At 73.1% G+C, this 23088-nt stretch carries 22 protein-coding genes, 1 tRNA gene and 1 other RNA gene; 10 read left to right on the forward strand and 14 right to left on the reverse strand.

Annotated elements, in window-relative coordinates; genetic code table 11:
* Window positions 1-15: 15 nt before the first annotated feature.
* Window positions 16-1344, reverse strand: a complete 1329-nt coding sequence (locus ACI3EY_RS09230; RefSeq protein ID WP_405040219.1) for a glutamine synthetase family protein — start codon at window positions 1342-1344, stop codon at window positions 16-18.
* 4 nt (window positions 1345-1348) lie between these two features.
* Complete coding sequence (locus ACI3EY_RS09235) at window positions 1349-1696, reverse strand: MGMT family protein (protein WP_405040220.1); 348 nt, start codon at window positions 1694-1696, stop codon at window positions 1349-1351.
* Between the two features lie 64 nt (window positions 1697-1760).
* Here ACI3EY_RS09235 and ACI3EY_RS09240 point away from each other — a divergent pair, with 64 nt between their 5' ends.
* Window positions 1761-2762 carry a TIGR03557 family F420-dependent LLM class oxidoreductase gene (locus ACI3EY_RS09240; protein ID WP_405040221.1) on the forward strand — a complete coding sequence of 334 codons (1002 nt, stop codon included), beginning with the start codon at window positions 1761-1763 and terminating at the stop codon, window positions 2760-2762.
* Window positions 2763-2775: 13 nt separating this feature from the next.
* Here the strand turns inward: ACI3EY_RS09240 and ACI3EY_RS09245 are convergent, their stop codons facing one another.
* Window positions 2776-3009, reverse strand: coding sequence for a methionine aminopeptidase (locus ACI3EY_RS09245; protein ID WP_405040222.1), 234 nt, complete (start codon window positions 3007-3009; stop codon window positions 2776-2778).
* 61 nt (window positions 3010-3070) lie between these two features.
* Between ACI3EY_RS09245 and map the strand changes: the two genes are divergently transcribed.
* The 3 genes from map to ACI3EY_RS09260 all read left to right on the forward strand — a co-directional run bounded on the left by map (window position 3071) and on the right by ACI3EY_RS09260 (window position 5926).
* Window positions 3071-3931, forward strand: a complete 861-nt coding sequence (gene map / locus ACI3EY_RS09250) for a type I methionyl aminopeptidase (RefSeq protein WP_405040223.1) — start codon at window positions 3071-3073, stop codon at window positions 3929-3931.
* A gap of 12 nt (window positions 3932-3943) precedes the next feature.
* On the forward strand, window positions 3944-4702 hold the full coding sequence (gene ppgK / locus ACI3EY_RS09255) for a polyphosphate--glucose phosphotransferase (RefSeq protein ID WP_405040224.1): 759 nt from the start codon (window positions 3944-3946) through the stop codon (window positions 4700-4702).
* Between the two features lie 264 nt (window positions 4703-4966).
* The gene (locus ACI3EY_RS09260; protein WP_405040225.1) at window positions 4967-5926 is read left to right on the forward strand and encodes a type IV toxin-antitoxin system AbiEi family antitoxin domain-containing protein; all 960 of its coding nucleotides are present in this window, start codon (window positions 4967-4969) and stop codon (window positions 5924-5926) included.
* A gap of 150 nt (window positions 5927-6076) precedes the next feature.
* Here the strand turns inward: ACI3EY_RS09260 and ACI3EY_RS09265 are convergent, their stop codons facing one another.
* The gene (locus ACI3EY_RS09265) at window positions 6077-7534 is read right to left on the reverse strand and encodes a GuaB1 family IMP dehydrogenase-related protein (RefSeq protein WP_405040226.1); all 1458 of its coding nucleotides are present in this window, start codon (window positions 7532-7534) and stop codon (window positions 6077-6079) included.
* Between the two features lie 70 nt (window positions 7535-7604).
* Between ACI3EY_RS09265 and ACI3EY_RS09270 the strand changes: the two genes are divergently transcribed.
* Window positions 7605-8270, forward strand: coding sequence for an MBL fold metallo-hydrolase (locus tag ACI3EY_RS09270; protein ID WP_405040227.1), 666 nt, complete (start codon window positions 7605-7607; stop codon window positions 8268-8270).
* 11 nt (window positions 8271-8281) lie between these two features.
* Here ACI3EY_RS09270 and ACI3EY_RS09275 read toward each other — a convergent pair whose 3' ends face one another.
* Entirely contained in the window at window positions 8282-9382 is a 1101-nt protein-coding gene (locus tag ACI3EY_RS09275; RefSeq protein ID WP_405037651.1) for a VIT1/CCC1 transporter family protein, read from the reverse strand.
* A gap of 69 nt (window positions 9383-9451) precedes the next feature.
* Here ACI3EY_RS09275 and rnpB point away from each other — a divergent pair.
* Window positions 9452-9836, forward strand: an RNA gene (gene rnpB, locus ACI3EY_RS09280) — RNase P RNA component class A.
* Window positions 9837-9879: 43 nt separating this feature from the next.
* Here rnpB and ACI3EY_RS09285 read toward each other — a convergent pair.
* On the reverse strand, window positions 9880-10704 hold the full coding sequence (locus ACI3EY_RS09285) for an HAD family hydrolase (protein ID WP_405037650.1): 825 nt from the start codon (window positions 10702-10704) through the stop codon (window positions 9880-9882).
* Complete coding sequence (locus ACI3EY_RS09290; protein ID WP_405040228.1) at window positions 10701-12167, reverse strand: RNB domain-containing ribonuclease; 1467 nt, start codon at window positions 12165-12167, stop codon at window positions 10701-10703. The genes ACI3EY_RS09285 and ACI3EY_RS09290 overlap by 4 nt, the downstream gene beginning before the upstream one ends.
* A gap of 48 nt (window positions 12168-12215) precedes the next feature.
* Between ACI3EY_RS09290 and ACI3EY_RS09295 the strand changes: the two genes are divergently transcribed.
* Window positions 12216-12962, forward strand: coding sequence for a YaaA family protein (locus ACI3EY_RS09295; RefSeq protein ID WP_405040229.1), 747 nt, complete (start codon window positions 12216-12218; stop codon window positions 12960-12962).
* 13 nt (window positions 12963-12975) lie between these two features.
* Here ACI3EY_RS09295 and ACI3EY_RS09300 read toward each other — a convergent pair whose 3' ends face one another.
* The 6 genes from ACI3EY_RS09300 to ACI3EY_RS09325 all read right to left on the reverse strand — a co-directional run bounded on the left by ACI3EY_RS09300 (window position 12976) and on the right by ACI3EY_RS09325 (window position 16876).
* Complete coding sequence (locus ACI3EY_RS09300) at window positions 12976-14244, reverse strand: bifunctional RNase H/acid phosphatase (protein ID WP_405040230.1); 1269 nt, start codon at window positions 14242-14244, stop codon at window positions 12976-12978.
* The gene (locus tag ACI3EY_RS09305) at window positions 14241-14978 is read right to left on the reverse strand and encodes a zinc ribbon domain-containing protein (RefSeq protein WP_405037646.1); all 738 of its coding nucleotides are present in this window, start codon (window positions 14976-14978) and stop codon (window positions 14241-14243) included. The genes ACI3EY_RS09300 and ACI3EY_RS09305 overlap by 4 nt, the downstream gene beginning before the upstream one ends.
* 1 nt (window position 14979) lies before the next feature.
* Window positions 14980-15867 (reverse strand): Nif3-like dinuclear metal center hexameric protein, encoded by an 888-nt coding sequence (locus ACI3EY_RS09310; protein WP_405040231.1) that lies wholly within the window; start codon window positions 15865-15867, stop codon window positions 14980-14982.
* A 1-nt stretch (window position 15868) separates the two neighbouring features.
* Window positions 15869-15941 (reverse strand) — tRNA-Val (locus ACI3EY_RS09315).
* Window positions 15942-15956: 15 nt separating this feature from the next.
* On the reverse strand, window positions 15957-16436 hold the full coding sequence (locus ACI3EY_RS09320; protein WP_405037638.1) for a peroxiredoxin: 480 nt from the start codon (window positions 16434-16436) through the stop codon (window positions 15957-15959).
* Window positions 16433-16876: a DUF3052 domain-containing protein gene (locus tag ACI3EY_RS09325; protein WP_405037637.1), complete on the reverse strand. Its 444-nt coding sequence runs from the start codon at window positions 16874-16876 to the stop codon at window positions 16433-16435. Before ACI3EY_RS09325 ends, ACI3EY_RS09320 begins: the two co-directional genes overlap by 4 nt.
* Window positions 16877-17009: 133 nt before the next feature.
* Here ACI3EY_RS09325 and aceE point away from each other — a divergent pair, with 133 nt between their 5' ends.
* Window positions 17010-19766, forward strand: coding sequence for a pyruvate dehydrogenase (acetyl-transferring), homodimeric type (gene aceE / locus ACI3EY_RS09330; protein ID WP_405037636.1), 2757 nt, complete (start codon window positions 17010-17012; stop codon window positions 19764-19766).
* Between the two features lie 3 nt (window positions 19767-19769).
* On the opposite strand, the gene ACI3EY_RS09335 is transcribed toward aceE, so the two are convergent.
* Window positions 19770-20792, reverse strand: a complete 1023-nt coding sequence (locus tag ACI3EY_RS09335; protein WP_405040232.1) for a glycerophosphodiester phosphodiesterase family protein — start codon at window positions 20790-20792, stop codon at window positions 19770-19772.
* Window positions 20793-20842: 50 nt separating this feature from the next.
* Between ACI3EY_RS09335 and ACI3EY_RS09340 the strand changes: the two genes are divergently transcribed.
* Both ACI3EY_RS09340 and ACI3EY_RS09345 read left to right on the forward strand, forming a co-directional pair.
* Window positions 20843-22021, forward strand: coding sequence for a PucR family transcriptional regulator (locus tag ACI3EY_RS09340; protein WP_405040233.1), 1179 nt, complete (start codon window positions 20843-20845; stop codon window positions 22019-22021).
* A 92-nt stretch (window positions 22022-22113) separates the two neighbouring features.
* The gene (locus ACI3EY_RS09345) at window positions 22114-23043 is read left to right on the forward strand and encodes an ACP S-malonyltransferase (protein ID WP_405040234.1); all 930 of its coding nucleotides are present in this window, start codon (window positions 22114-22116) and stop codon (window positions 23041-23043) included.
* Window positions 23044-23088: the final 45 nt, after the last annotated feature.

Genomic DNA, 23088 nt, shown 5'->3' on the forward strand with positions numbered 1-23088 from the left:
GGGCATAGCTCCGGCTCAGAGGTGCAGCAGGTAACGGTCCAGCTCGAACTGCGTCACCTGCGACCGGTAGTCGCCCCACTCCTGCCACTTGTTGCGCAGATAGAAGTCGAAGACCTGCTCCCCGAGCACCCCGGCGACCAGCTCCGAGCCCTCCATCACGGCGACCGCCTCGCCCAGGCTCTGCGGCAGCGGGTCGATGCCCATCGCGCGGCGCTCGGCGTCGGTCAGCGCCCAGACGTCGTCCTCGGCCTCGACCGGCAGGTCGTAGCCCTCCTTGATGCCGCGCAGCCCGGAGGCCAGGATCAGGGCATACGTCAGGTAGGGGTTGCAGGCCGAGTCGATGCTGCGTACCTCGATCCGGCGGGAGTGGCCCTTGCCGATCGAGTACATCGGCACCCGGGCCAGGGCGGAACGGTTGTTGTGCCCCCAGCAGACGTGCGCGGGAGCCTCGCCGCCGCCCCAGAGACGCTTGTAGGAGTTCACCCACTGGTTCGTCACCGCGCAGATCTCCCGGCTGTGGGCCAGCACCCCGGCCATGAACTGGCGCCCGGTCTGGGACAGCTCGTAGCTCGCGCCCGGTTCGTAGAAGGCGTTGGTGTCCCCCTCGAAGAGCGAGACGTGGGTGTGCATGCCGGACCCGGGCTGCATGGCCAGCGGCTTGGGCATGAAGGTGGCGAAGGCCTTCTCGTGCAGCGCCACCTCCCGGACCACGGACCGGAAGGTCATGATGTTGTCCGCCATCGACAGGGCGTCCGCGTAGCGCAGGTCGATCTCCTGCTGGCCCGGACCACCCTCGTGGTGGCTGAACTCCACCGAGATGCCCATCTGCTCGAGCATCTCGATCGCGGCCCGCCGGAAGTCGTGGCCGTCGCCGCGGGCGACGTGGTCGAAGTACCCCGCCTGGTCCACCGGGACCGGTCCGACCTTGGCGTCGTAGGGCTCCTTGAACAGGTAGAACTCGATCTCGGGGTGGGTGTAGAAGGTGAAGCCCTCCTGGCCGGCGGCGTCCAGCGCCCGGCGCAGGATGTGCCGCGAGTCGGTCGCCGCGGGGCTGCCGTCGGGCATGTTGATGTCGCAGAACATGCGGGCCGTGCGGTCGCGCCAGGGCAGCACCTGGAAGGTGTCGGCGTCCGGCTGCACGATCATGTCGGCCTCGTAGACCCGGGTGAAGCCCTCGATGACGCTGCCGTCGAGCCCGATGCCCTCGGTGAACGCCTGCTCCAGCTCGGCCGGGGCGACGGCCACCGACTTGAGGGTGCCGATGAGGTCGGTGAACCAGAGCCGGACGAACCGGATGTCCCTCTCCTCGATGGTGCGGAGGACATACTCCTGCTGGCGGTTCATGACCTCATCCTGCCGCATCGTCCAGGTCGTCGGTCGCCCGGGAGTAGGCGCGGCGCAGCAGTTCCAGGTCGACCCGGTGGGTATCGATGCGGCAGCCGCGGCCGTCCGGCTTCTCCGGGATCCCCTCCTGCTGCCATCGGGGCCGGGCCCGGGCCAGCAGCTCGGGCGGCAGCTCGCCGTCCCGGTTGGTCACCCGCCACCAGGTGACGTTGTCCCCCCAGTGCCGCAGCACCAGGCCCAAATGCCGCGGGTTGATCCCCACCAGCGCCCCCAGGTCGCCGTAGCTGACCACCCGCCCCGGGGGCACCTCCTCGATCGCCCGGAGCACCTTCTCCACGACCACCTCGTCCATCCGGCGACCCTAGCGAGCGACCAGGGACGGGCGGACGTCGGCGGGGGCGCATACGCTGCGTTCCATGAGCGAGCTGACGATCGGGTATGCGGCGATGCTGGAGCAGTTCCACCCCTCCGAGGCGGTGGCGCTGACCGAGACGGCGGAACGGCTGGGCTTCTCCGGGTGCATGGCGGCGGACCATTTCGCGCCGTGGGTGCCCTCGCAGGGGCAGTCCGCCTTCGTCTGGAACGTGCTGACCGCGGTGGGTGAGCGCACCACCGGGGACCTGGGGCCCGGGGTGGTCTGCCCGAGCTTCCGCTGGCACCCGGCTGTGGTGGCCCAGGCCGCGGCCACCCTGGAGGCGATGTACCCGGGCCGGACCTGGCTGGGGGTGGGGGCCGGGGAGGCGCTCAACGAGCACGTGCTCGGCGGCTACTGGCCCGAGGCGGGCGAGCGGTCCCGGCGGATGTTCGAGGCCGTCGACCTAATCAACCAGCTGTTCCAGAAGTCCCTGGAGGGCAAGGACAGCAAGTTCGCCGGGGAGTTCTTCACCATGGAGACGACCCGGCTGTGGACGATGCCGGAGACCGCGCCGGAGATCCTGGTGGCCACCGCCGGGCCGATCAACGCGAAGAAGACCGGTCGCTCTGCCGACGGCATCATCACCGTGGGGGCACCCGCGGAAAAGATCGAGATGCTGCTGGGCAGGTTCGCCGAGGGCGCCAGGGAGGTGGGCAAGGACCCGGAGACGATGCCGAAGGTGCTCCAGCTGCACCTGTCCTGGGCGGAGACCGACGAAGAGGCCCTGGCCAACGCGATGACGGAGTGGCCCAACGGCGGGATGAAGTTCGGCAAGGCCGACATCCGCTCACCGCACGACTTCGCGGCGATGGCCCAGCTGGTGCGCCCTGAGGACTTCGAGGGGCGGATGGTCATCTCCTCGGATCCCGACGTGCACCTGCGGCACATCCAGGGCCTGGTCGACCTCGGCTTCGACCGCGTCTACCTGCACAACGTCGGGCGCAACCAGGAGCGCTGGCTCGAGGTCTTCGGCGAGCAGGTTCTCCCCCGCCTGCACCGCTGAGCCGGCGCGTCCCTCAGCCGTCGAGCGGGCTGGTGTCCCGGCGGCTCGACTCGGGGCCCCCGGTCCGCCACTCGTCCTCGGCCTTCTCCGCCTCGTCCCAGGCGGCGGTCCGTGCCGCGGCGGTCTCCAGCGCCTGTGCGGCCTCCTGCTGACTGCCGTACGGGCCGAGCAGGTCCGCGCTACGCGCCCGTGCAGGGTCGTCGTGCGCCTCGACCTGCTGGGTGCGCGTGTTGAACCAGTACTGCATGACGCTCCTCGGGCTACGCGTGCCTGCCGGGCCCGGTGGACCGGCACCTAGACTTCACCTTATGCCCGTCCGCACCCCGCTCGCCCCCGGGCGCGTCAGCCCACGCCTGGCCGTCCCCGCCTCGATCACCCGCCCGGAGTATGTGGACCGGCCGGCTCCCGCACCGTTCCGCGGCTCGGAGGTCAAGGACGCCGCGACGATCGAGGCGATGCGGGTCGCGGGGCGGGTGGCCGCCCAGGCACTGCAGATCTGCGGTGAGCTGGTCCGTCCCGGGGTGACGACCGACGCCATCGACCGGGCCGGGCACGAGTTCCTGCTGGACCACGGCGCCTACCCCTCGACGCTGGGCTACCGCGGCTTCCCCAAGTCGCTGTGCACGTCGGTGAACGAGGTCGTCTGCCACGGCATCCCGGACGACCGTGAGCTGCGCGAGGGCGACATCTGCAACATCGACATCACGGCATACCTGGGGGGTGTGCACGGCGACAACAACGCGACGTTCCTGTGCGGGGAGGTGGCCGAGGACACACGGCTGCTCGTCGAGCGGACGCAGGAGGCGCTGGCGCGGGCGATCCGTGCGGCCCGTCCCGGGCGTGAGGTCAACGTCATCGGTCGGGTGATCGAGAGCTACGCGGGGCGCTTCGGCTACGGGGTGGTCCGCGACTACACCGGGCACGGGGTCGGTGAGGCCTTCCACTCCGGGTTGGTAATCCCGCACTACGACGCGGCGCCGGAGTACGCGACCGTGATCGAGCCCGGGATGACGTTCACCATCGAGCCGATGCTCAACCTGGGCACTCCCGAGTGGCACGAGTGGGAGGACGGGTGGACCGTGGTGACCGCGGACGGTGCGCCCTCCGCCCAGTTCGAGCACACCATCCTCATCACCGAGGACGGTCCCGAGATCCTCACCCTCCCCTGAAAGGACGTCCTCATGGCGAAGAAGCACACCCTCGGCATCGACATCGGCGGCAGCGGCATCAAGGGTGCACCCGTCGACGTGCACAAGGGGGAGTTCGCGGCCGACCGGCGCCGGGTGGACACGCCCGAGGAGTCGACGCCGGACGCCGTCGCCGCGCTGGTCGAGCAGATGGTCGACGACTTCGCCGACGAGATCGGTGCGGACACCCCGATCGGGCTCACCGTACCGGCGGTGGTGCACCACGGCGTCGTCCGGACGGCCGCGAACATCGACCCGTCGTGGATCGGCACGGACGCCGACGACCTGTTCTCGCAGCGGCTGGGCCGCACCGTGCACGTCGTCAACGACGCTGACGCGGCCGGGGTGGCGGAGGTGCACTTCGGCGCCGGGCGCGGCAACACCGGCGTGGTGCTGCTCACCACCCTGGGCACCGGCATCGGCAGCGCCCTCTTCCTCGGCGGTGTGCTGGTGCCGAACACCGAGCTGGGGCACCTGGAGATCGACGGCCACGACGCCGAGACCCGGGCGGCGACCAGCGCGCGGGAGCGGGAGGACCTCTCCTGGGAGGCGTGGGCCGAGCGTCTGCAGCGCTACTACTCGCACGTCGAGGACCTGCTCTGGCCGGACCTGATCATCGTCGGCGGCGGGGTCTCGAAGAAGGCGGAGAAGTTCCTGCCGCTGCTGCACACCCGTGCCCCGATCGTCCCGGCCCAGCTGAAGAACGACGCCGGCATCATCGGCGCCGCCTGGCACACCCAGCACCTGGGCTGAGCCCGCCCGGCCGGTTGGTCATCCCTCAGCCGGTTGGTCATCCCTCCGCCGGCTGGTCATCCCTCAGCCGGTTGGTCATCCCTCCGCCGGCTGGTCATCCCTCAGCCGGTTGGTCATCCTTCGGCCTGCACGAACGCGACGAGGGATGACTTCGGGGCTGTCAGTCGACCCCTGACGGGGCTGTCGGCGTTGCCGGCGCCCGTTGTCCACAGGCAGCACCCCGACGGCAGGCACGGGACCGGCGCAGCGGGCACGGTGGAGCGTATGCACCCCGCCCTCGACACCTTCCTCCGCACCCACCACCACGCCATCACCACGGCTGAGGCGGCGTCGATCGGCCTGAACCGTGAGGTGCTCCGGGGGCTGGTGCAGCGTGGGGTGCTGACCCGGGTGGCGCGCGGCGCCTACGTGCAGACCAGCGTGCTCACCGGGGCGGAGCACGACGACGCCAAGCATCGGCTGCGGGCGCGGGCCCTGCTCCGCAGCCGGCCGGAGGCGTGGGCCGCCAGCCACCAGACCGCCGTGCTGCTGTGGGGACTTCCGCTGCCGCAGGCCCCGCTGGCCAGGCTGCACGTGTGCCACACCCGCCCCACGGGCACCAGTCGCAGGCGCGAGACCTACAGCGTCCACCTGTGTCCTCGACCGGCGGAGTTCCGGCAGGTCGACAGCCTGCTCGTGCAGCCGCCGGCGGCCGCGCTGGTGGGGGCGGCGCTGCATACCCCGAGGGCGTCCGCCGTCGCTGCCATCGACGCCGCCCTGCACCTCGAGCTGGTGACCACCACCGAGCTCGACCGCGCCCTGGCCGACGCGGCCCGCGTCCCCCGGGTGGAGGGTGCCCGGCTGGCGGTGGCGCTGGCCGACGGGCGCAGCGAGTCACCCGGGGAGTCGCTGCTCCGGCTGGTCCTGGCCGACCTGGGGTTCACCGCCGTCCCGCAGTACCTCGTCCGGGACGGCGAGGTGGTCATCGCCCGGGTCGACTTCTACCTGCCCGCGCTCGGCGTGGTGCTCGAGTTCGACGGCCGCCTGAAGTATGCCGGTGGCCAGGGTGCGCGGGCGCTCACGTCGGAGAAGACGCGGGAGGACCGCATCCGCGCCCTGGGGTATGGCGTCGGCCGGGTGACCTGGGGCGACCTCCGGCAACCGGAGGCGGTGCGTCGGTGCGTGCTCAGCGCCGCGAGATTGGCCCGCCCTGAGCTGCTGGGGCACCGGCCCACAGCGGGCTGACCTTCGTCCGGTTCGTCATCCTTCAGCCTGCACGACCAGGACGAGGGATGACGAGCCGGCTGAGGGATGACGTCGGGGACGAAGGACGGCAGCAGGAGAGGGCAGCGCCCGGGTATGCCGGCCTCCCCCACCCCGAAGGTATGCCGCTCCTCACCAGGAGGTGTGCCGCGGCCGCCCCTCCTCGTAGCCGGCCGACCCCTGGACGCCGACCACGGCGCCGGTGTGGAACTCGCCGATCGTGCGGGCACCGGCATACGTGAAGGCGGAGCGCACCCCCGAGACGATCTGGTCGATGAGGTCCTCCACCCCGGGGCGGGCCGGGTCGACGAACATCCGTCCCGAGGAGATGCCCTCCTCGAAGAGCGCCGACCGCGCCCGGTCGAAGGCGCTCAGCTCGCGGGTGCGGTGGCGCACCGCCCGGGCCGAGGCCATCCCGAACGACTCCTTGTACTGCCGGCCGTCGGCGTCCTTGATGAGGTCGCCCGGCGACTCCAGCGTCCCCGCGAACCAGGACCCCACCATCACCGAGGCGGCCCCGGCGGCGAGCGCCAGCGCCACGTCGCGGGGGTACTTGACGCCGCCGTCGGCCCAGACGTGGGCCCCGAGCCCGCGCGCCGCCTCGGCGCACTCCAGCACCGCCGAGAACTGCGGGCGACCCACCCCGGTCATCATCCGGGTGGTGCACATCGCCCCGGGTCCCACCCCCACCTTGACGATGTCCGCCCCGGCCTCGACCAGGTCCTGCACGCCGGCGCGCGAGACGACGTTGCCGGCGGCGACGGGCACCCGCACCCCGGTCTCCCGCTCGTGGGCGTCCCGGGCCGCGACCACGGCGGGCAGCACCTCGACCATCTTGTCCTGGTGGCCGTGCGCGGTGTCGACCACCAGCACGTCGGCACCGGCGGCGAGCAGCTCCGCCGCCCGGGCCGCCACGTCCCCGTTGATCCCGACCGCGGCACCCACGCAGAGCCGGCCCTGGGCGTCCAGCGCGGGGGTGTAGATGCCGGAGCGCACGATGCCGGTGCGGGTGAGCACCCCGGCGAGCCGCCCGTCCACGACCACCGGTGCCATCCCGGCTCGGGTCTGCTCCAGCTGGTCGAAGGCGGTCCGCGGCTCGATGCCCTCCTCCAGCACCACCCGCGGCGGCTGCATGACGTCACGCACGGACGCGAAGCGGTCGACCTCCTCGCAGTCCGCCTCGGTGACGATCCCGACCGGCGCCCCCTCCTCGACCACCACCGCGGCGTGGTGGGCGCGCTTGGACATGACCGAGAGCAGCTGCGCGACCGGGGCCGCGGGCTCGATGGTGATCGGGGTCTCGTAGAGCGGGTGGCTGGCCTTCACCTGGGCGATCGTCTGCCGCACCTGGGCCAGCGGGATGTCCTGCGGCAGCACCGCGACCGCGCCACGCCGGGCCACCGTCTCGGCCATCCGCCGCCCGGCGACCGCGGTCATGTTCGCCACCACCAGGGGCAGCGTGGTGCCGACCCCGTCCTGGGTGCGCAGGTCGACGTCCAGGCGTGAGCTCACCGACGAGCGGGAGGGCACCATGAAGACGTCGTTGTAGGTCAGGTCGTGCACCGGCTCGGTGCCGTTGAGGAACTCCACGGGAAGCAGGCTACGTCCTGCGCCCGGCCGGCGCCGCCGCCCGGCACCCTCGTCTGCCTACAGTGGCGGTATGCAGATCACCCATCTCGGCCACGCCTGCCTGCTCATCGAGCTCGCCGGCCAGCGCGTCCTCGTCGACCCCGGTGCCTTCTCGAGCTTCGAGGACGTCACCGACCTGGACGCCGTCGTCGTCACCCACCAGCACCCGGACCACCTGCACCCAGAGAAGGCGGCCGCCCTGCTCGCCGCCAACCCGCGGGCACGGGTGCTGATGGAGGCCCAGACGGCGACCACGGTCACCGACGCCGGGTATGCCGACCGCGTCGAGGTCCTCTCCCCCGGCTCCACGCTCGGGCTGGGGGACGGCGGGCTGCAGCTCACCGCGGTGGGCGAGCAGCACGCGACGATCCACCCCTACGTCGAGCGCGTCGGCAACACCGGCGTGGTGCTGCGCGTCGAGGGCGGGCCGAGCCTCTACCACCCCGGCGACGCCCTGGACGGTGAGCCCGGCGAGGTGGACCTGCTCTGCGTCCCGGTCAGCGCGCCCTGGGGCAAGGTCGCCGAGGCCATCGCCTTCGTGCGCCGCATCGCACCGCGCCGCGGGATCATCCCCATCCACGACGGGCTGCTGAACGACACAGGCCGCGGGATGTACGTCCAGCACATCGGCACCTTCGGGGCCGAGGGCGGGGTCGAGGTGCACGACCTGCGCGACGCCGGGGCGACCAGCTTCTAGCCGAACGCGGGTCAGCCGGCCAGGCCCGCAGTGCCGAAGACCAGGCCGAGCAGGTAGGTGGCGGCGGCGGCGCCATACCCGATGAGCAGCTGACGCACCCCGCGGCCCAGCGGGGAGGCGCCGGAGAGCACGCCGACGACGGCACCGGTGACGAGCAGCGCCATCCCCACGAGGACCAGGGCCACGACCAGCGCGACGCCGCCGCCGAGCCCCAGCAGGTAGGGCAGCACCGGGATGAGCGCCCCCGAGGCGAAGAACGCGAAGCTGGCCAGGGCCGCACCCCACGGGTTGAGCACGGCGTCCTGCTCGTCGGCCTCGGTGGGTGCCGCGGGGACCGCGTCCGCGGGGGCGTTGCCTCCCCGCTGCACCTGGGCCAGCACCTCGGCCGCCCGCGTCCGGGCTGCGTCCAGGTCCATCCCGCGGGCACGGTAGACCAGCTCCAGCTCGTTGGCGTGCAGGTCGAGGCGGCCCAGGGCCTCCCGGGTCCCCCGCCCGGGCTGGGAGGCGGAGAGCAGCTCCCGCGCCGAGCGCACCGAGATGTACTCCCCCGCGGCCATCGACAGCGCCCCGGCGAGCAGGCCCGCCAGCCCGGCAGCCAGCACGATGCTGCTGCCCACCCCGGTGGCAGCCATCCCCATGATCAGCGCCAGGTTGGAGACCAGACCGTCGTTGGCCCCGAAGACCGCGGCGCGGAAGTTGCCCGACAGGTGCAGCCGGCCGCGGGCCGCGAGCCCGCGCAGCACCTCCTCGTGGACCTTCTCGTCGGCCGCCATCGCGGTGGAGGCGTCCACCTCGTCCAGGTAGGGGTTGCTCGACTTGGAGCGCTGCAGCAACGACAGCACGAAGAGCATCCCGAAGCGGCGGGCCAGCCAGCCCTGCAGCCGCTGCCCGGGGGTGGCCCTCGGGGTGGGCTCGGCGCGGTCGCCCAGCAGCCGCACCCAGTGCTGCGCGTGCCGCTCCTCCGCCTCGGCCAACGAGCTCAGGATCTGCCGCTCCTCGCCGGAGCGGCGGGCGGCCAGGTCCCGGAAGACCCGGGCGTTGGCGTGCTCGTCTGCCAGGTGGGAGCGCCACCGTCGGACGTCGGCGGGGGTGCTGCTGCGGGAGGCGATCACGTGGCGCAAGCCTACCGGACCTGGCGTGGCCGGCACCGTCCCCGCGGGCCGTTATGCTGCCGGGGTGGATGAGTCGGCCAGGCGGCCGCGTCGGGCACCCTCCGGGGTGACCCGTCGAGGAACGTCCGGGCTCCACAGGGCAAGGTGATGGCTAACGGCCACCCGGGGTGACCCGCGGGACAGTGCCACAGAAAACAGACCGCCCACCGTTCGCGGTGGGTCAGGGTGAAACGGTGGTGTAAGAGACCACCAGCACGCCAGGTGACTGGCGTGGCTCGGCAAACCCCACCTGGAGCAAGACCAGACAGTGCGCGTCCGAGGGCTGCCCGCCCGAGCGTACGGGTAGGTCGCTGGAGGCCTGCGGCAACGCAGGCCCGAGATGGATGGCCGCCGCCCCCGCAGTGCCGGTGACGGCGCGGGGGGACAGAACCCGGCGTACCGGCCGACTCATCCACCCACGCCAGAGCAGCACGGCACCGTCGGCAGCGCCGGGCGTCTCATGCCGGCCGGTGCCCCAGCAGCCGGTCCACGGTCCGTGCGACGCCGTCGTCGTCGTTGCTGGCGACCACTTCGTCAGCCACCGCCAGCACCTGCGCGTGGGCGTTCGCGACGGCGTGCGCCCGACCCGCCCAGCCCAGCATCGGCAGGTCGTTGGGCATGTCGCCGAAGGCCCACACCTCGCCGGCGGCCACCGGCCGGTCCTGCTGCTCGCACCAGTGCGCGAGCGCGACCGCCTTGGTCACCCCCTTGGCGGTGACCTCCCCCAGCTGCACCGCCCCCGAGTGCGAGGTCTCCGCCCGGTCGCCGACGACGGCCGCCAGCCGGGCACTGATCTCCTCGGTCCCCCAGTCCGTGTGCCGGACCAGGATCTTCCCGGCCGGCTCAGCGGCGAGCTCCTCGACCGGTCCCACCAGCCACTCCCCGTCGCTGCGTCCCGAGGCCCGCTCGAAGCCGGGCTCGCGGGAGAAGCCGCGCAGCGACTCGGTCGCCAGCGTGACCCCGGGCAGCTCGCGGCGCAGGTCGGCCAGCAGCTCGGCGACCAGCTCGCGGGCCATCAGCCGGTGCGCCACCACCTCGCGCCGGTCCAGGTCGTAGGTGAACGCACCGTTCCCGCAGAGCGCCAGACCGCTCACCCCCAGGTCCGCGAGCTCGTCCATCCAACGGGGCGGCCGGGCGGTGACCAGCACCACGGGCAGGCCTTGGTCCGCGCACCGGGCCAGCACGTCCCGGGTGTATGCCGAGATCGTCCCGTCGGTGCGTAGCAGGGTCCCGTCGCAGTCGGTGGCGACCACCCGCACCCCGTCGACCGCGGCGCCGGTCATGACTCCTCCGCAGGTCCGACCACCCGCAGGTCGACCTCGGCGGCGCCCACGTCGACCCGCTCCACCCGGACCAGCACCACCGACCCCGGCTCGGCTTCGCCCTCGGCGACGTCGCTGACCGGTGGCTCACGCAGCTGCACGGCGACCCGGCCCCCGGAGACCGCCTCCACCACGACCGCCTCCAGGTCCTCCCCCACCCGGTCGGCCAGCACCGCGGCCTCGACCGCGGCGATGCAGGCCCGGTCGACGGCACGGGCCCGGCGGTCCGTGCCGGCCATCACCTCGGGCAGGCCGGCCAGCGCCTCACGTGCCCAGGACGGCACCTCCCGACCGGCCGTCAGCGCCTCGCACACCGCCAGTCCGAAGCGGTCCACCAGCCGGCGCAGCGGGGCCGTGACGTGCGCGTACGGGGCTGCGATCGCGGCCTGCAGCCGGTCCTGCGGGGCGGGCAGCTCGCCGTCGAAGGCGGTGTAGCCGGCGCCGCGGAAGAGGGCGGTGGCCGCGCTGACGACGGCCAGGTGGGACGGGTCCGAGCGGTCCAGCGTGCGCAGGAACTCGCCGTAGGGCATACCCGCCGGCCACTCCGAACCCAGCGCGCGCACCTCGCGTCGGAACCGGTGCACGGCCCCGTCGTCGGGCTCGGGCATGGTGCGCAGGATCCCCAGCCCTCCGTCCAGCATGATCTGTCCGGCCACCATCCCGGCCAGCAGGGACACCTGCGCGTTCCAGTCCTCGGCCGCCAGCTGCGGGCGTAGCGACAACCGGTACTCCCCGCCCTCGTCGTCACGGCCCACCTCCTGCTCGGGCATCGGCAGGCTCGCGCCCCCGCGCTCGACCTCGCGTCGGATGCGGAGCTCACCGACCTCCCGGAGCAGCATCAGCGTCTCCTCGGCGGTGCCGGCGTCGACCGCGTCCTGCACCTCCTGGTAGTCGTAGCGACGGCGCGACCGCACCATCGCGCGGTAGAGGTCGGCGGTGTCCCGTTTCCCGGTGGCGGTGAGCCGGATGTCCCAGACGTAGGCCGGGCGCACCTGGTCGGGCAGCAGGCTGGCCGCCTCCTCGCTGAGCCGCGGCGGGTGCAGCGGGACCCTGGTGTCGGGGCAGTAGATGGTCTGCCCGCGCAGCCGGGTCTCGGCGTCCAGGGCGCCCCCTTCGAGCAGGAAGGCGGGGACGTCGGCGATGGCGTAGCGGACCCGGAAACCTTCGCCGTCGCGCTCGATGTGCATCGCCTGGTCCAGGTCCATCGACCCGGGCGGGTCGATGGTGACGAGCTCGACGGCCGTCTCGTCCCGCTCGGGCAGGTCCGGCCGGCGCAGCTGCTCATCGACCTCGGCGAGCACCGCGTCCGGGAAGACCTCCCGCACCTCGTTCTCGGTCCGGATCCGGGCGAAGGCCTCGGTCAGCAGCTGACCGGTCCTGGACGCCGAGGGGTCGCTGGCCAGGATCGTCGCACGCTGCACCATGGCTGACACCCTACGGTGCGGCCCCGACGGGTGGCCTACCCTGGCGCGGTGCTGATCCTGCTCCCACCCTCCGAGGCCAAGGCGGTCCGCCACCGCGGGAGCGCGCTGCGGTGGGACACGCTGTCCGCCCCCGAGCTCACCGACGCCCGGGCACGGGTGGCGCAGGCCCTGGTGGAGGTCGGCACCGACGAGCAGGCGTTCCGGACCCTGGGGGTCAGCCCCGGCCTCGTCGAGGAGGTGGCGCGCAACACCCGGCTGATGAGCGCGCCCACGCTCACCGCCCGCGAGCTCTACACCGGGGTGCTCTACGACGCCCTCGACCTGGCCAGTCTGGACGCCGGCTCCTCCCGGCGTGCGAGCGCCCGGCTGCGGGTGGTCTCCGCCCTCTACGGCGCGGTGCGGATGAGCGACCGGCTCGCCCCCTACCGGCTGTCGATGGCGGTCAACCTGCCCGGCACCGGGCCGCTCGCCGCCTTCTGGCGACCGCACCTGGAGCCGGTGCTCAGCGCGGCCGCCGGCCGCGGCCTGGTGGTCGACTGCCGCTCCAGCACGTATGCCGCCGCCTGGACCCCGTCCGGCAGCCTGGCGCAGCGCTGGGTCCAGGTCCGGGTCCCGGGCGCGACCCACATGGCCAAGCACACCCGGGGCCTGGTGGCCCGCGAGCTGTGCCGACGGACGGAGGACCCGCGGCGTCCGGAGGGGCTGCCGGAGCTGCTCGCGGGGCGCTTCTCGGTGGACCTGCACCCACCGGGACGCCCCGGACGTCCCTGGGTGCTGGACGTGCAGCCGGCCTGAGCCGCCCGGTGCCTCAGCCGGTGCCCGGCACCAGGTGGTGGGTGTCGTTGACGAAGGCCAGCTGCGCGCCACCGTCCGGCCAGATCTCCACCGCGGTCAGGGACGCGGGTGCCGTCGCGATGCTCCAGGCCCGGTCGTGCGGGATGTCCAGCAACCGCGCCAGCACCGACATCAACGGGATCCGGTGGGTGGCCACGACGACGGTGCCGCCGCGCGCCACGGCGCGCGCCAGCGCCTCGCCCACTCGCGCGTCGAGCGCGTTCCGGGACTCCCCGCCCGGGCGCGCGTAGTCCGCGTCGGACCGGAGCAGTGCGAGGTCGGCCGCATACCGCGCGGCGAGCACCGGCACCGCGCGCCCGTCCCAGTCGCCGAACCCCTGCTCGTCCCAGTCCGGGTCCTCCTCGAGGTCCACCCCGAGGGCGTCGGCGATGAGCCGTCCGGTCTGCCGGGCCCGCTGCAGCGAGGAGGACAGCACGCTCACCGGGCCGGGGTCCGAGCGTCCCAGCAGCTCGCGCACGGCGGTGGCCGCGGCGCGGGCCTGCTCGGTCCCGGTCGCGGTCAGCTCGGGGTCGGCGCCGCCGCGACCGTCCATCCGGTGCTGCTCGGTGAACGCGGTGACCCCGTGCCGGACGAGCACCAGCCGGGTCTGCCCGTGCAGGGTCGGGACGGTCTCGTCCGAGACCAGCACGTCGGCCAGCGGGGCCCGTCCGTCGCCGAACAGGGTGCCGGGCGCATCGTCAGCGACCGGGGCCGGGGCCGGGGCCGCTGCGGTGGGCCCGGTGCCGCTGGTGATGGCGGTGGCGTTGCCGTCGTCGGCCCCGGCCCGGTCGGTGCTCAGGTGGTCGCGCCGGACGGTATGCCCGTCCATCCCGTCGTTGGACAGCGCGTCCGCGTCCGCGTTCTGTGCCCGGGGGATCCAGGTGAAGCCCACCGCCCCACCGGCCGCGCGGATGTCGTCGACCAGGTGGCGGGCCTGCAGCGCGAGCCGCCGCATGTCCTCGTGCTTGATCTTCCACCGGCCGGCCATCTGCTCGACGACCAGCTTGGAGTCGAGGCGCACGTCGACCTGGGCACCCTCGGCGAGGTCGAGGTCGAGCACCGCCCGTAACCCCTCGATCAGCCCGGTGTACTCGGCGACGTTGTTGGAGGCCTTGCCCAGCGGCGCCGCCCGCTCGGCCAGCAACCGCCCGTCGGCGTCACGGACCAGGGCGCCGTAGCCGGCGACGCCGGGGTTGCCGCGCGACCCGCCGTCGGCCTCCACGACCAGACGACGGGCGGTCACAGACCGGACTCCTCCGTGCGCACCAGGATCCGGCCGCACTCCTCGCAGCGCAGCACCTCGTCCTCGGGCGCCTTGCGCAGGCGGGACAGGTCCACCGCGTTGAGGTCGAGGCGGCAGCCCCCGCAGCGGCGCTGCTGCAGCGGCGCGGCGCCGGCCCCGGTCTGGGCGCGCAGGCGCTCGTAGAGCGCCAGCAGCTCCTCGGAGACGTCTGCGACGATCGCCTCGCGGCCGGCCGCCACCTGGTCGCGCTCGGCGGTGACGGACGCCGCCTTCTCGTCCCGCGCGGCGCGCAGCTGCGCCAGCGTCGCGGCGTGCTCGTCGCGGGCCGCGGCGGCCTCGGCCAGTCGCCGCTGCGCCTCCTCGGAGCGCTCCATCACCTCCAGCTCCTCGTCCTCGAGCACGCCCTGGCGGCGGGCCAACGACGCCAGCTCGTGCTGCAGCCCCTGCAGCGACTTGGAGGTGCCGACCCCGGCGTCCAGGCGTTCCTGGTCACGTGCGGCGCGGTCCCGGACCTGCTGCACGGCGGCCTCGGCCCGGGCCACCTCGCGCTCCAGGTCGCTCACCTCGGTGCTGGCCCGGACGTGCGCGGCCTCCAGGTCGGGCTGCTGCGCCTCCATCCGGGTGATGTCGGTGTGCTCGGGCAGGGTGGTCAGGCGGTGCTGCAGCTGGGCCAGGAGGGTGTCCAGCTCCTGCAGCTCCAGCAGGCGTGCCTGCATCTCGGGCGAGGCCTTCACATCAGTCTCCTTCGACGGGATCGGGGTGGGGCTCGCTGCGATCCTCGCACCCCACGACGAAGTCCCAGGGGTCGGTGCGCACGGTGGAGAGCTCGACGGTGACGTCGAGGCGCGCGAGCAGCAGCTCGCGCAGCCCCGGCAGCCAGAGCCACTCGCTGGCCCAGTGCCCGGCATCGATCAGGTAGGGCGTGCCGTCACCCCCCGAGCGCAGGCCCGCCCGGGCCTCCTCCCGGGCCTCCAGCGCCGGGTGGTGGCGCAGGTCGGCGGTGACGTAGACGTCGGCCCGGCTCCGGCGGACGGCCGCGAAGGCCCCGTCACCGGCGCCGCCGAGCACGGCCACCCGCCGCACCGCCGCGTCGGGGTCACCGCTGACCCGCACCCCGCCGGCGGAGGGGGGCAGCGCTTCGGCGAGGCGCTGGGCGAGCCGGTGCAGCGGGACGGGTTCGGTCAGCTCTCCGACCCTGCCCAGCTCCTGGTCCTCGCTGATCGACAGCGCCGCCGTCGCGGTCAGCCCGCAGGCGGCGGCGAGCGCCTGGCCGACCCCGGGGTCCGCCACGTCGGCATTGGTGTGCGCGCAGTAGAGCGCCACGTCGTTGACCAGCAGGTCGGTGATGGTGGCGCCCTTGGCGCTGGTGGTCGCCACCGAGTGGATCCCGCGCAGCAGCAGCGGGTGGTGGGTGACGACGAGGTCGGCACCCACTCGCACCGCCTCCGCCACCACGTCCAGGGTGGGGTCGACGGCGAGCAGGACGTGCCGGACGGTCTGCTCGGGGTCACCGGCGGCGAGCCCGACCCGGTCCCAGGACTGCGCGGTCGAGGTCGGGTAGAGGTCCTCGAGGACGGCCACCACGTCCGCGAGACGGACACCGGGACTTCTGCTCTCGCTCACGTGGGCCCGGCCGGGCTCGAACCGACGACCTACGCGGTGTAAACGCGGCGCTCTACCAACTGAGCTACAGGCCCCAACGGCGGACATTCTTACAGGTCGCGGACCGCCTCGTGCAGCGCACCGATCTCCCGCGCCTCGCCCGGTCCGTTCACCAGGCTCCAGCGCACGGTCATGTCCGGGGCCACCAGGAAGGTGCCGCGGACCGACATACCGGAGTCCTCGTCGAAGACCCCGTAGGAGCGGGCCACCTCGCCGTGCGGCCAGAAGTCGGACAGCAGCGGGAAGCGGTAGCCCTCCCCCGCGGCCCAGGCGCGCAGCGCGTGCGTGGGGTCGCAGGAGATGCCGTAGACCTGCACCCGGTCGTTGACGAACTCGTCCACGTTCAGCTGGATCTCGAGCAGCTCGCCGGTGCAGATCGACGAGAACGCGAACGGGTAGAAGACGAGCAGCGCGTGCCGGTCCGCGACCGCCGAGGACAGCGTCGTCCGGCGCCCGCTCTGGTCCGGCAGGCTGAAGTCGGGGGCCGACGTCCCGACCTCGGGGTATGCCCCCGCGCGGGTCGCGCTCACTTGCGCCCCACCAGGCGCTGACCGATCCAGGCCCCCATCGCGACCGCGCCGGAGGCGGTCATCGAGCAGGTGGTGCAGGCGTCCTGCACGTCTGCCGCGGGCACCCGGTCGTCGCGCCCGGCCCCCGGGGTCATCAGCACGATGCAGCCCCCCTCCTCCAGCGTGGTGAGGGCGTCCATCAGCTCGTCGGTGAGGTCCCCCTCGCCGTCGCGCCACCAGAGGAGCACCACGTCGACGACACCGTCGTAGGCCTCGTCCTCGAGGGGGCTGCCGACGACGTGCGCGGCGACACCGCGCACGCTCTCCTCGACGTCCTCGTCGTAGCCGTACTCGACCACGATCTGGCCCTCGCGGAGGCCGAGCTTGCGCACCAACCCGATCGCGGCCTCGTCAGGGTCGGCGTCCGCCGTCGTCGTCATGTGCTCCGTCCTGCTGTTCAACGCGTCCATGGTGGGTCAAGACAAGCAGAAAGCGACCGGTGACGTAAAGGCACCCCCGCTGCGGACCAGGGGGGACCCCACGTCAGGGACGTGACAGACTGAGTGAGTCAGTCTCGAAGGAAGGACATACCCGATGGCCCAGGAGCGCCCCACCGGCCCCATCCTGAACGGTCTCCCCACCCAGGTCCCGGACACGGACCCGGAGGAGACGCAGGAGTGGTTGGACTCCCTCGACTCGGCGATCGAGAGCGGGGGACGCGACCGTGCTCGCTACCTGATGCTCCGGATGCTGGAGCGGGCCCGGGACTCGCAGGTGGGCATCCCCTCGCTCACCACGACCGACTACCTGAACACCATCACCCCGGAGCAGGAGGCGTGGTTCCCCGGCGACGAGGACATGGAGCGTCGCTACCGCGCCTGGATCCGCTGGAACGCGGCTGTGATGGTGCACCGGGCCCAGCACCCGGACATCTCGGTCGGCGGACACATCTCGACGTATGCCTCGCAGGCCACCCTCACCGAGGTCGGCTTCAACCACTTCTGGCGCGGCCGCGACCACGAGGGTGGTGGCGACCAGGTCTTCTTCCAGGGCCACGCCTCCCCCGGCATCTACGCCCGCGCCTACCTCGAGGGCCGCCTGAACGAGGCGGACCTGGACGGCTTCCGGCAGGAGAAGAGCAAGGGCCTGCGCGACGACGTGCAGACCGTGCCCTCTTACCCGCACCCCCGGTCGATGCCCGAGTTCTGGCAGTTCCCGACCGTGTCGATGGGTCTGGGTCCGATGAACGCCATCTACCAGGCCACCTTCAACAAGTACCTGCACAACCGTGGCCTGAAGGACACCAGCCAGCAGCACGTCTGGGCCTTCCTCGGGGACGGCGAGATGGACGAGCCGGAGTCCCGCGGACTGCTCCAGGTCGCCGCCAACGACGAGCTCGACAACCTGACCTTCGTCGTCAACTGCAACCTGCAGCGCCTGGACGGCCCGGTACGCGGCAACGGCAAGATCGTCCAGGAGCTGGAGAGCTTCTTCCGCGGCGCCGGCTGGAACGTCATCAAGGTGCTGTGGGGCCGCGGCTGGGACGACCTCATCGCCCAGGACGCCTCGGGTGCCCTGGTCAACCTCTTCAACACCACCCCGGACGGCGACTTCCAGACCTTCCGCGCCAACGACGGGGCCTGGATCCGCGACCACTTCTTCGGGCGCGACCCGCGCACCAAGGAGCTCGTCAAGGACTGGTCCGACGAGGACATCTGGTGGCGGCTCAAGCGCGGCGGGCACGACTACCGCAAGGTCTACGCCGCCTACCAGGCCGCGATGAACCACACCGGTCAGCCGACGGTCATCCTGGCGCACACGATCAAGGGCTACTCCCTGGGCACCGGCTTCGCCGGCCGCAACGCGACGCACCAGATGAAGAAGCTCAGCCTGGACGACCTCAAGGCGTTCCGGGACAGCCTGAAGATCCCGGTCACCGACGAGCAGCTCGAGGCCGACCCGTACCGTCCGCCGTACTACCACCCGGGCGCCGACGACGAGGCGATCCGCTACCTGCGGGACCGGCGCACGACGCTGGGCGGCTACCTGCCCAAGCGTGAGCCGTCCACGACGACGTTGAAGCTGCCCGAGGAGAAGATCTACGACGTCGCCAAGAAGGGCTCCGGCAAGCAGATGGTGGCGACCACCATGGCGCTGGTCCGGATCTTCAAGGAGTGGATGCGGGACAAGGAGTTCGGCAAGCACCTGGTGCCGATCATCCCCGACGAAGCCCGCACCTTCGGGATGGACAGCTTCTTCCCGACGGCGAAGATCTACAACGTCCACGGTCAGAACTACACCTCCGTCGACGCCGATCTCATGCTGGCCTACAAGGAGTCCGAGCAGGGCCAGATCCTGCACGTCGGGATCAACGAGGCCGGGTCGGTGGCGGCGTTCACCGCGGCAGGCACGTCCTACGACACGCACGACGTGCCGATGGTGCCGTTCTACATCTTCTACTCGATGTTCGGCTTCCAGCGCACCGGCGACGGCATCTGGGCGGCGGCGGACCAGCTGGCGCGCGGCTTCATGATCGGTGCCACTGCGGGCCGCACCACGCTGACCGGCGAGGGCCTGCAGCACGCGGACGGACACTCGCCGCTGCTGGCGTCCACCAACCCGGCGGTCGTCTCCTACGACCCGGCCTACGCCTACGAGCTCGCGCACATCCTGCCGACCGGCCTGGACCGGATGTACGGCGAGAACCCCGAAGACGTCATCTACTACGTCACGGTCTACAACGAGCCGATGCAGCAGCCGGCCGAGCCGGAGGACGTGGACGTCGAGGGGATCCTCGCCGGGATGCACCGCATCTCGACCGATGAGGCGCAGCAGGAGGGCAAGCACGTGCGGCTGCTCGCGTCCGGCGTGGGTGTGCCGTGGGCCCTGGAGGCCCAGCAGCTGCTGCGTGACGACTGGGGGGTCAGCGCCGACGTGTGGTCGGTGACCTCCTGGTCCGAGCTGCGCCGCGAGGCGATGGCCTGCGACGAGGACGCCTTCCTGCACCCCGAGCAGGAGCGGCGGGTCCCCTACGTGACCCGGCGCCTGTCCGAGGGCCAGGGTCCGATCGTGGCGACCAGCGACTACATGCGCGCCGTCCAGGACCAGATCGCCCCCTGGGTCCCGGAGGACTACCACGCGCTCGGAGCGGACGGTTTCGGTTTCGCCGACACCCGCGCGGCCGCCCGACGGTTCTTCCACATCGACGGACCGTCGATGGCGGTCAAGGCCCTGCAGATGCTGGCCGACCGCGGCGAGCTGGACCCGCAGGTGGCGCGCGACGCCGCCGAGAAGTACAGCCTGCTCGACGTCAACGCCGGTCGCTCGGGCGTCGCCGGCGGCGACGCCTGAGGGCTAGCTGCCCGCAGCCGCCCAGCGGTCGCGGGCGCTGACCCCGAGGTCGGGGTGGTCGGTGAAGAAGCCGTCCACCCCGGCCTCGAGGTATGCCGTGGCCTCCGCGGCCAGGTCCCCGTGCGCGGACTCGCCGCCGGGGCCGTGCAGGGCCGGCGGCAGGAAGTGGTTCTCCGCCCGCAGCGTCCACGGGTGCACCACCAGGCCGGCCCGGTGCGCTCGCTCGACGAGCCTCGTCGGCCGGCCCAGCGCCCCCTCGGGGGTGCGTGGAACCACCATCTCCCGGGCCGGGCCGATGCCGTCCACGTCCCCGGCCAGCCTGGCCATCCCCTCGTCACCGAGCAGCTCCCGGTAGCTGGTGGGGGTGCCGGCCACGACCAGGTCGTAGGGCACCCGGTCCGGCGCCGAGGCCAGGAACACCTGACGTAGCCCCGAGCCCAGCCGGTGCCGCATCCGGCGCAGGTTGGTCAGCTCGAAGCACTGCAGGAAGACCGGGGCCCCGGGTCCCTCGAGCCCGGCCCGGTCCAGCTCGGCGAGCAGCGGCTCCTCCAGCGCCAGCCCGAGGCCTGCGAAGTAGGTCGGGTGCTTGGTCTCGATGTAGAGACCGATCTCGCGTCCCAGCTCCGCGGACAGCCGCCCGCGCAGGTCGACGATCTCGGCGAGGGTCGCCACCGGGTGCTCGCCGTCCCGGTCGGTGCCGCGCAGGTGCGGCAGCCGCTCCCGGGCCCGCAGCGTGCGCAGCTCCTCCAGCGTGAGGTCCTCGGTGAACCACCCGGTGACCTCGCGGCCGTCGACCACCTTGGTGGTGCGCCGGTCGGCGAACCGGGGACGGTCGGCGATGTCGGTGGTGCCGGAGATCTCGTTCTCGTGCCGGGCGACCAGCACCCCGTCCCGGGTGGCGACCACGTCCGGCTCCAGGTAGTCGGCCCCCTGCCGGGCCGCGAGCTCGTAGGCGGCCAGCGTGTGCTCCGGCAGGTAGCCGCTGGCGCCGCGGTGGGCGATGACGAGGGGGCGGGGGTCGGGCATACCCCTCATCCTGGCCACCGTGCCGAAGGGGTCCCAGTAGGCTCGCGGGCGTGTCCCCGACCCAGCCCGTGCCCGGTCGGCACGAGGGGCTGACCCGGCGTGCCGGCGGGTTGGCGACGACGGCGACCCGTCGGATGGCGCGCGAGCACGACTGGTTCCGCGCGCTCAGCGCGGCCGACCGCTCCTGGGTGTCGCTGGTGGCCCAGGCGGGCATCACCGCCCTGCTGACCTGGTATGCCGACGGTGCCCCACCCGGTCCCCCGCCGGGGAGGATGTTCGCGGCCGCGCCGCGCAGCCTGGCCGCCACCATCACCCTCCGGCAGACCCTGGACCTGACCCGGACGGCGATCGCGACCGTCGAGGACGCGGTCCCTGAGCTGGTGCCGGAGGCGGAGGTGGTGGCGCTGCGGGAGGCGGTGCTGCGCTACTCCCGGGACATCGCCTTCGCGGCGGCCGACGTGTATGCCCGGGCGGCGGAGCAGCGGGGCGGCTGGGACGCGCGGCTGGAGTCCCTGGTGGTGCACGCGGTGGTGCGCGGGGAGGCCAACGACACCCTCGCGTCCCGGGCCGCTGAGCTGGGCTGGGAGGACGTCAACGGGGTGGCCGTGGTGGCCGGGACGGTGCCGGAAGGCAACCCCGGCCGCGCACCCGGGGCGCTGCGCGAGGCGGCCCGCCGGGGCGGCCACCCGTCACTCGTCGCCGCCCAGGGTCCCCGTCTGGTCTGCGTGCTGGGCGGCACCACCGACCCGTTGACCGACGCCGCGTCCCTGGTGCCGGCCTTCGGTCCCGGCCCGGTGGTCGTGGGCCCCCGGGTGCCCCACCTCTTCGCCGCCGGGCGCAGCGCCCGCGCCGCGCTCTCCGGGGTGGACGCCGCCCTCGCCTGGACCGGGGCCCCGCGTCCGGTCGCCGCCGACGAGCTGCTGGCCGAGCGGGCGCTGCTGGGTGAGGCCCCCGCCCGACGGGCGCTCGTGGACCGGGTCTACACCCCGCTGCACGAGCAGCATCCCGCGCTGCTGGAGACGGCGCAGGCCTACCTGGACCACGGCAGGGTGCTGGAGGCCACCGCGCGGCTGCTCTTCCTGCACCCGAACACGGTGCGCTACCGCCTGCGCCGGGTCGGCGAGACGGTGGGGCTGGACCCGCACACGGCCAGGGACGCGTGGGTGCTGCAGGTCGCCCTGGCGCTGGGTCGGATGAGCGGGAGCCGGACCTGGCGCGGGACCCGCTGACCGTTCTTTGGAGGAACCCTCCAAAAAATGCCCTCGGATGTCGTGCGGAACGCTGACGGCTCGGGACGCCCCTCAGAGGCAGAGTGGACGTCGTGCTTGCCATCGTCGCGCCCGGACAGGGCTCCCAGACCCCCGGTTTCCTCTCCCCCTGGCTGGAGGAACCGGACACCCGCCGCCGGCTCGAAGTGCTCTCGGAGGCCGCCGAGCTGGACCTGGTGGCGCACGGGACCACCTCCGACGCCGCGACCATCACCGACACCGCCGTCGCGCAGCCGCTCATCGTGGGAGCCGGTCTGGCGATCCTGCCGACGCTGCTGGACGGGGCCGCGGTCACCGACCACGTGGGCGCCACCACCGGCCACTCGGTCGGTGAGGTGACCGCCGCCGCGATCGCCGGCGTGCTCACCCCCGAGCAGGCGGTGGTCTTCGTGCGCGAGCGTGGCCGCGGCATGGCTCAGGCGTCCGCCGCCGCCCCCACCGGGATGTCCGCCGTCCTCGGCGGCGACCCCGACGACGTCGCGACCGCCCTGGAGCGCCACGGGCTCACCGCGGCCAACATCAACGGCGGCGGCCAGGTGGTCGCCGCCGGCACCCTGGAGCAGCTGGAGTCGCTGGCGCAGGACCCGCCGGCCCGGGCCCGGGTCGTCGCGCTGGCCGTGGCCGGCGCCTTCCACACCCACCACATGGCCCCGGCCGTGGACCTGCTCGCCGCGCACGTCGCCGACCTCACCCCCGGGGAGCCCGCGCTGCCGCTGCTCTCCAACGCCGACGGCCGTGCGGTCCCCCGGGGGACCGAGGTGCTGCGCCGCCTGGTGGCCCAGGTCTCGGGGCCGGTCCGGTGGGACCTGGTGATGCAGCAGCTGGCCGACCTGGGGGTGACCGGGCTGATCGAGATCCCCCCGGCCGGTACGCTGGTCGGTCTGGCCCGGCGAGGCCTGCGCGGGGTCGAGACGCTGGCCCTGAAGACCCCGGACGACCTCGAGGCCGCGCGCCGGATGATCGCCGAGCACGGCACCCCGTGACCGGGCACGCACCGCGTCCCCACCCGCACCCCCTCCAGGAGGACC

The sequence above is a fragment of the Serinicoccus shuyuelongi genome, assembly GCF_045032955.1.
In the GTDB taxonomy this organism is placed as follows: Bacteria; Actinomycetota; Actinomycetes; order Actinomycetales; family Dermatophilaceae; genus Ornithinicoccus.

Excerpts from the sequence above, each read along its gene's own strand:
- ACI3EY_RS09230 (WP_405040219.1), bottom strand. The coding sequence starts at position 1,344 with ATGAACCGCCAGCAGGAGTATGTCCTCCGCACCATCGAGGAGAGGGAC.
- ACI3EY_RS09235 (WP_405040220.1), bottom strand. The coding sequence starts at position 1,696 with ATGGACGAGGTGGTCGTGGAGAAGGTGCTCCGGGCGATCGAGGAGGTG.
- ACI3EY_RS09240 (WP_405040221.1), top strand. The coding sequence starts at position 1,761 with ATGAGCGAGCTGACGATCGGGTATGCGGCGATGCTGGAGCAGTTCCAC.
- ACI3EY_RS09245 (WP_405040222.1), bottom strand. The coding sequence starts at position 3,009 with ATGCAGTACTGGTTCAACACGCGCACCCAGCAGGTCGAGGCGCACGAC.
- map (WP_405040223.1), top strand. The coding sequence starts at position 3,071 with ATGCCCGTCCGCACCCCGCTCGCCCCCGGGCGCGTCAGCCCACGCCTG.
- ppgK (WP_405040224.1), top strand. The coding sequence starts at position 3,944 with ATGGCGAAGAAGCACACCCTCGGCATCGACATCGGCGGCAGCGGCATC.
- ACI3EY_RS09260 (WP_405040225.1), top strand. The coding sequence starts at position 4,967 with ATGCACCCCGCCCTCGACACCTTCCTCCGCACCCACCACCACGCCATC.
- ACI3EY_RS09270 (WP_405040227.1), top strand. The coding sequence starts at position 7,605 with ATGCAGATCACCCATCTCGGCCACGCCTGCCTGCTCATCGAGCTCGCC.
- ACI3EY_RS09285 (WP_405037650.1), bottom strand. The coding sequence starts at position 10,704 with ATGACCGGCGCCGCGGTCGACGGGGTGCGGGTGGTCGCCACCGACTGC.
- ACI3EY_RS09290 (WP_405040228.1), bottom strand. The coding sequence starts at position 12,167 with ATGGTGCAGCGTGCGACGATCCTGGCCAGCGACCCCTCGGCGTCCAGG.
- aceE (WP_405037636.1), top strand. The coding sequence starts at position 17,010 with ATGGCCCAGGAGCGCCCCACCGGCCCCATCCTGAACGGTCTCCCCACC.
- ACI3EY_RS09335 (WP_405040232.1), bottom strand. The coding sequence starts at position 20,792 with ATGCCCGACCCCCGCCCCCTCGTCATCGCCCACCGCGGCGCCAGCGGC.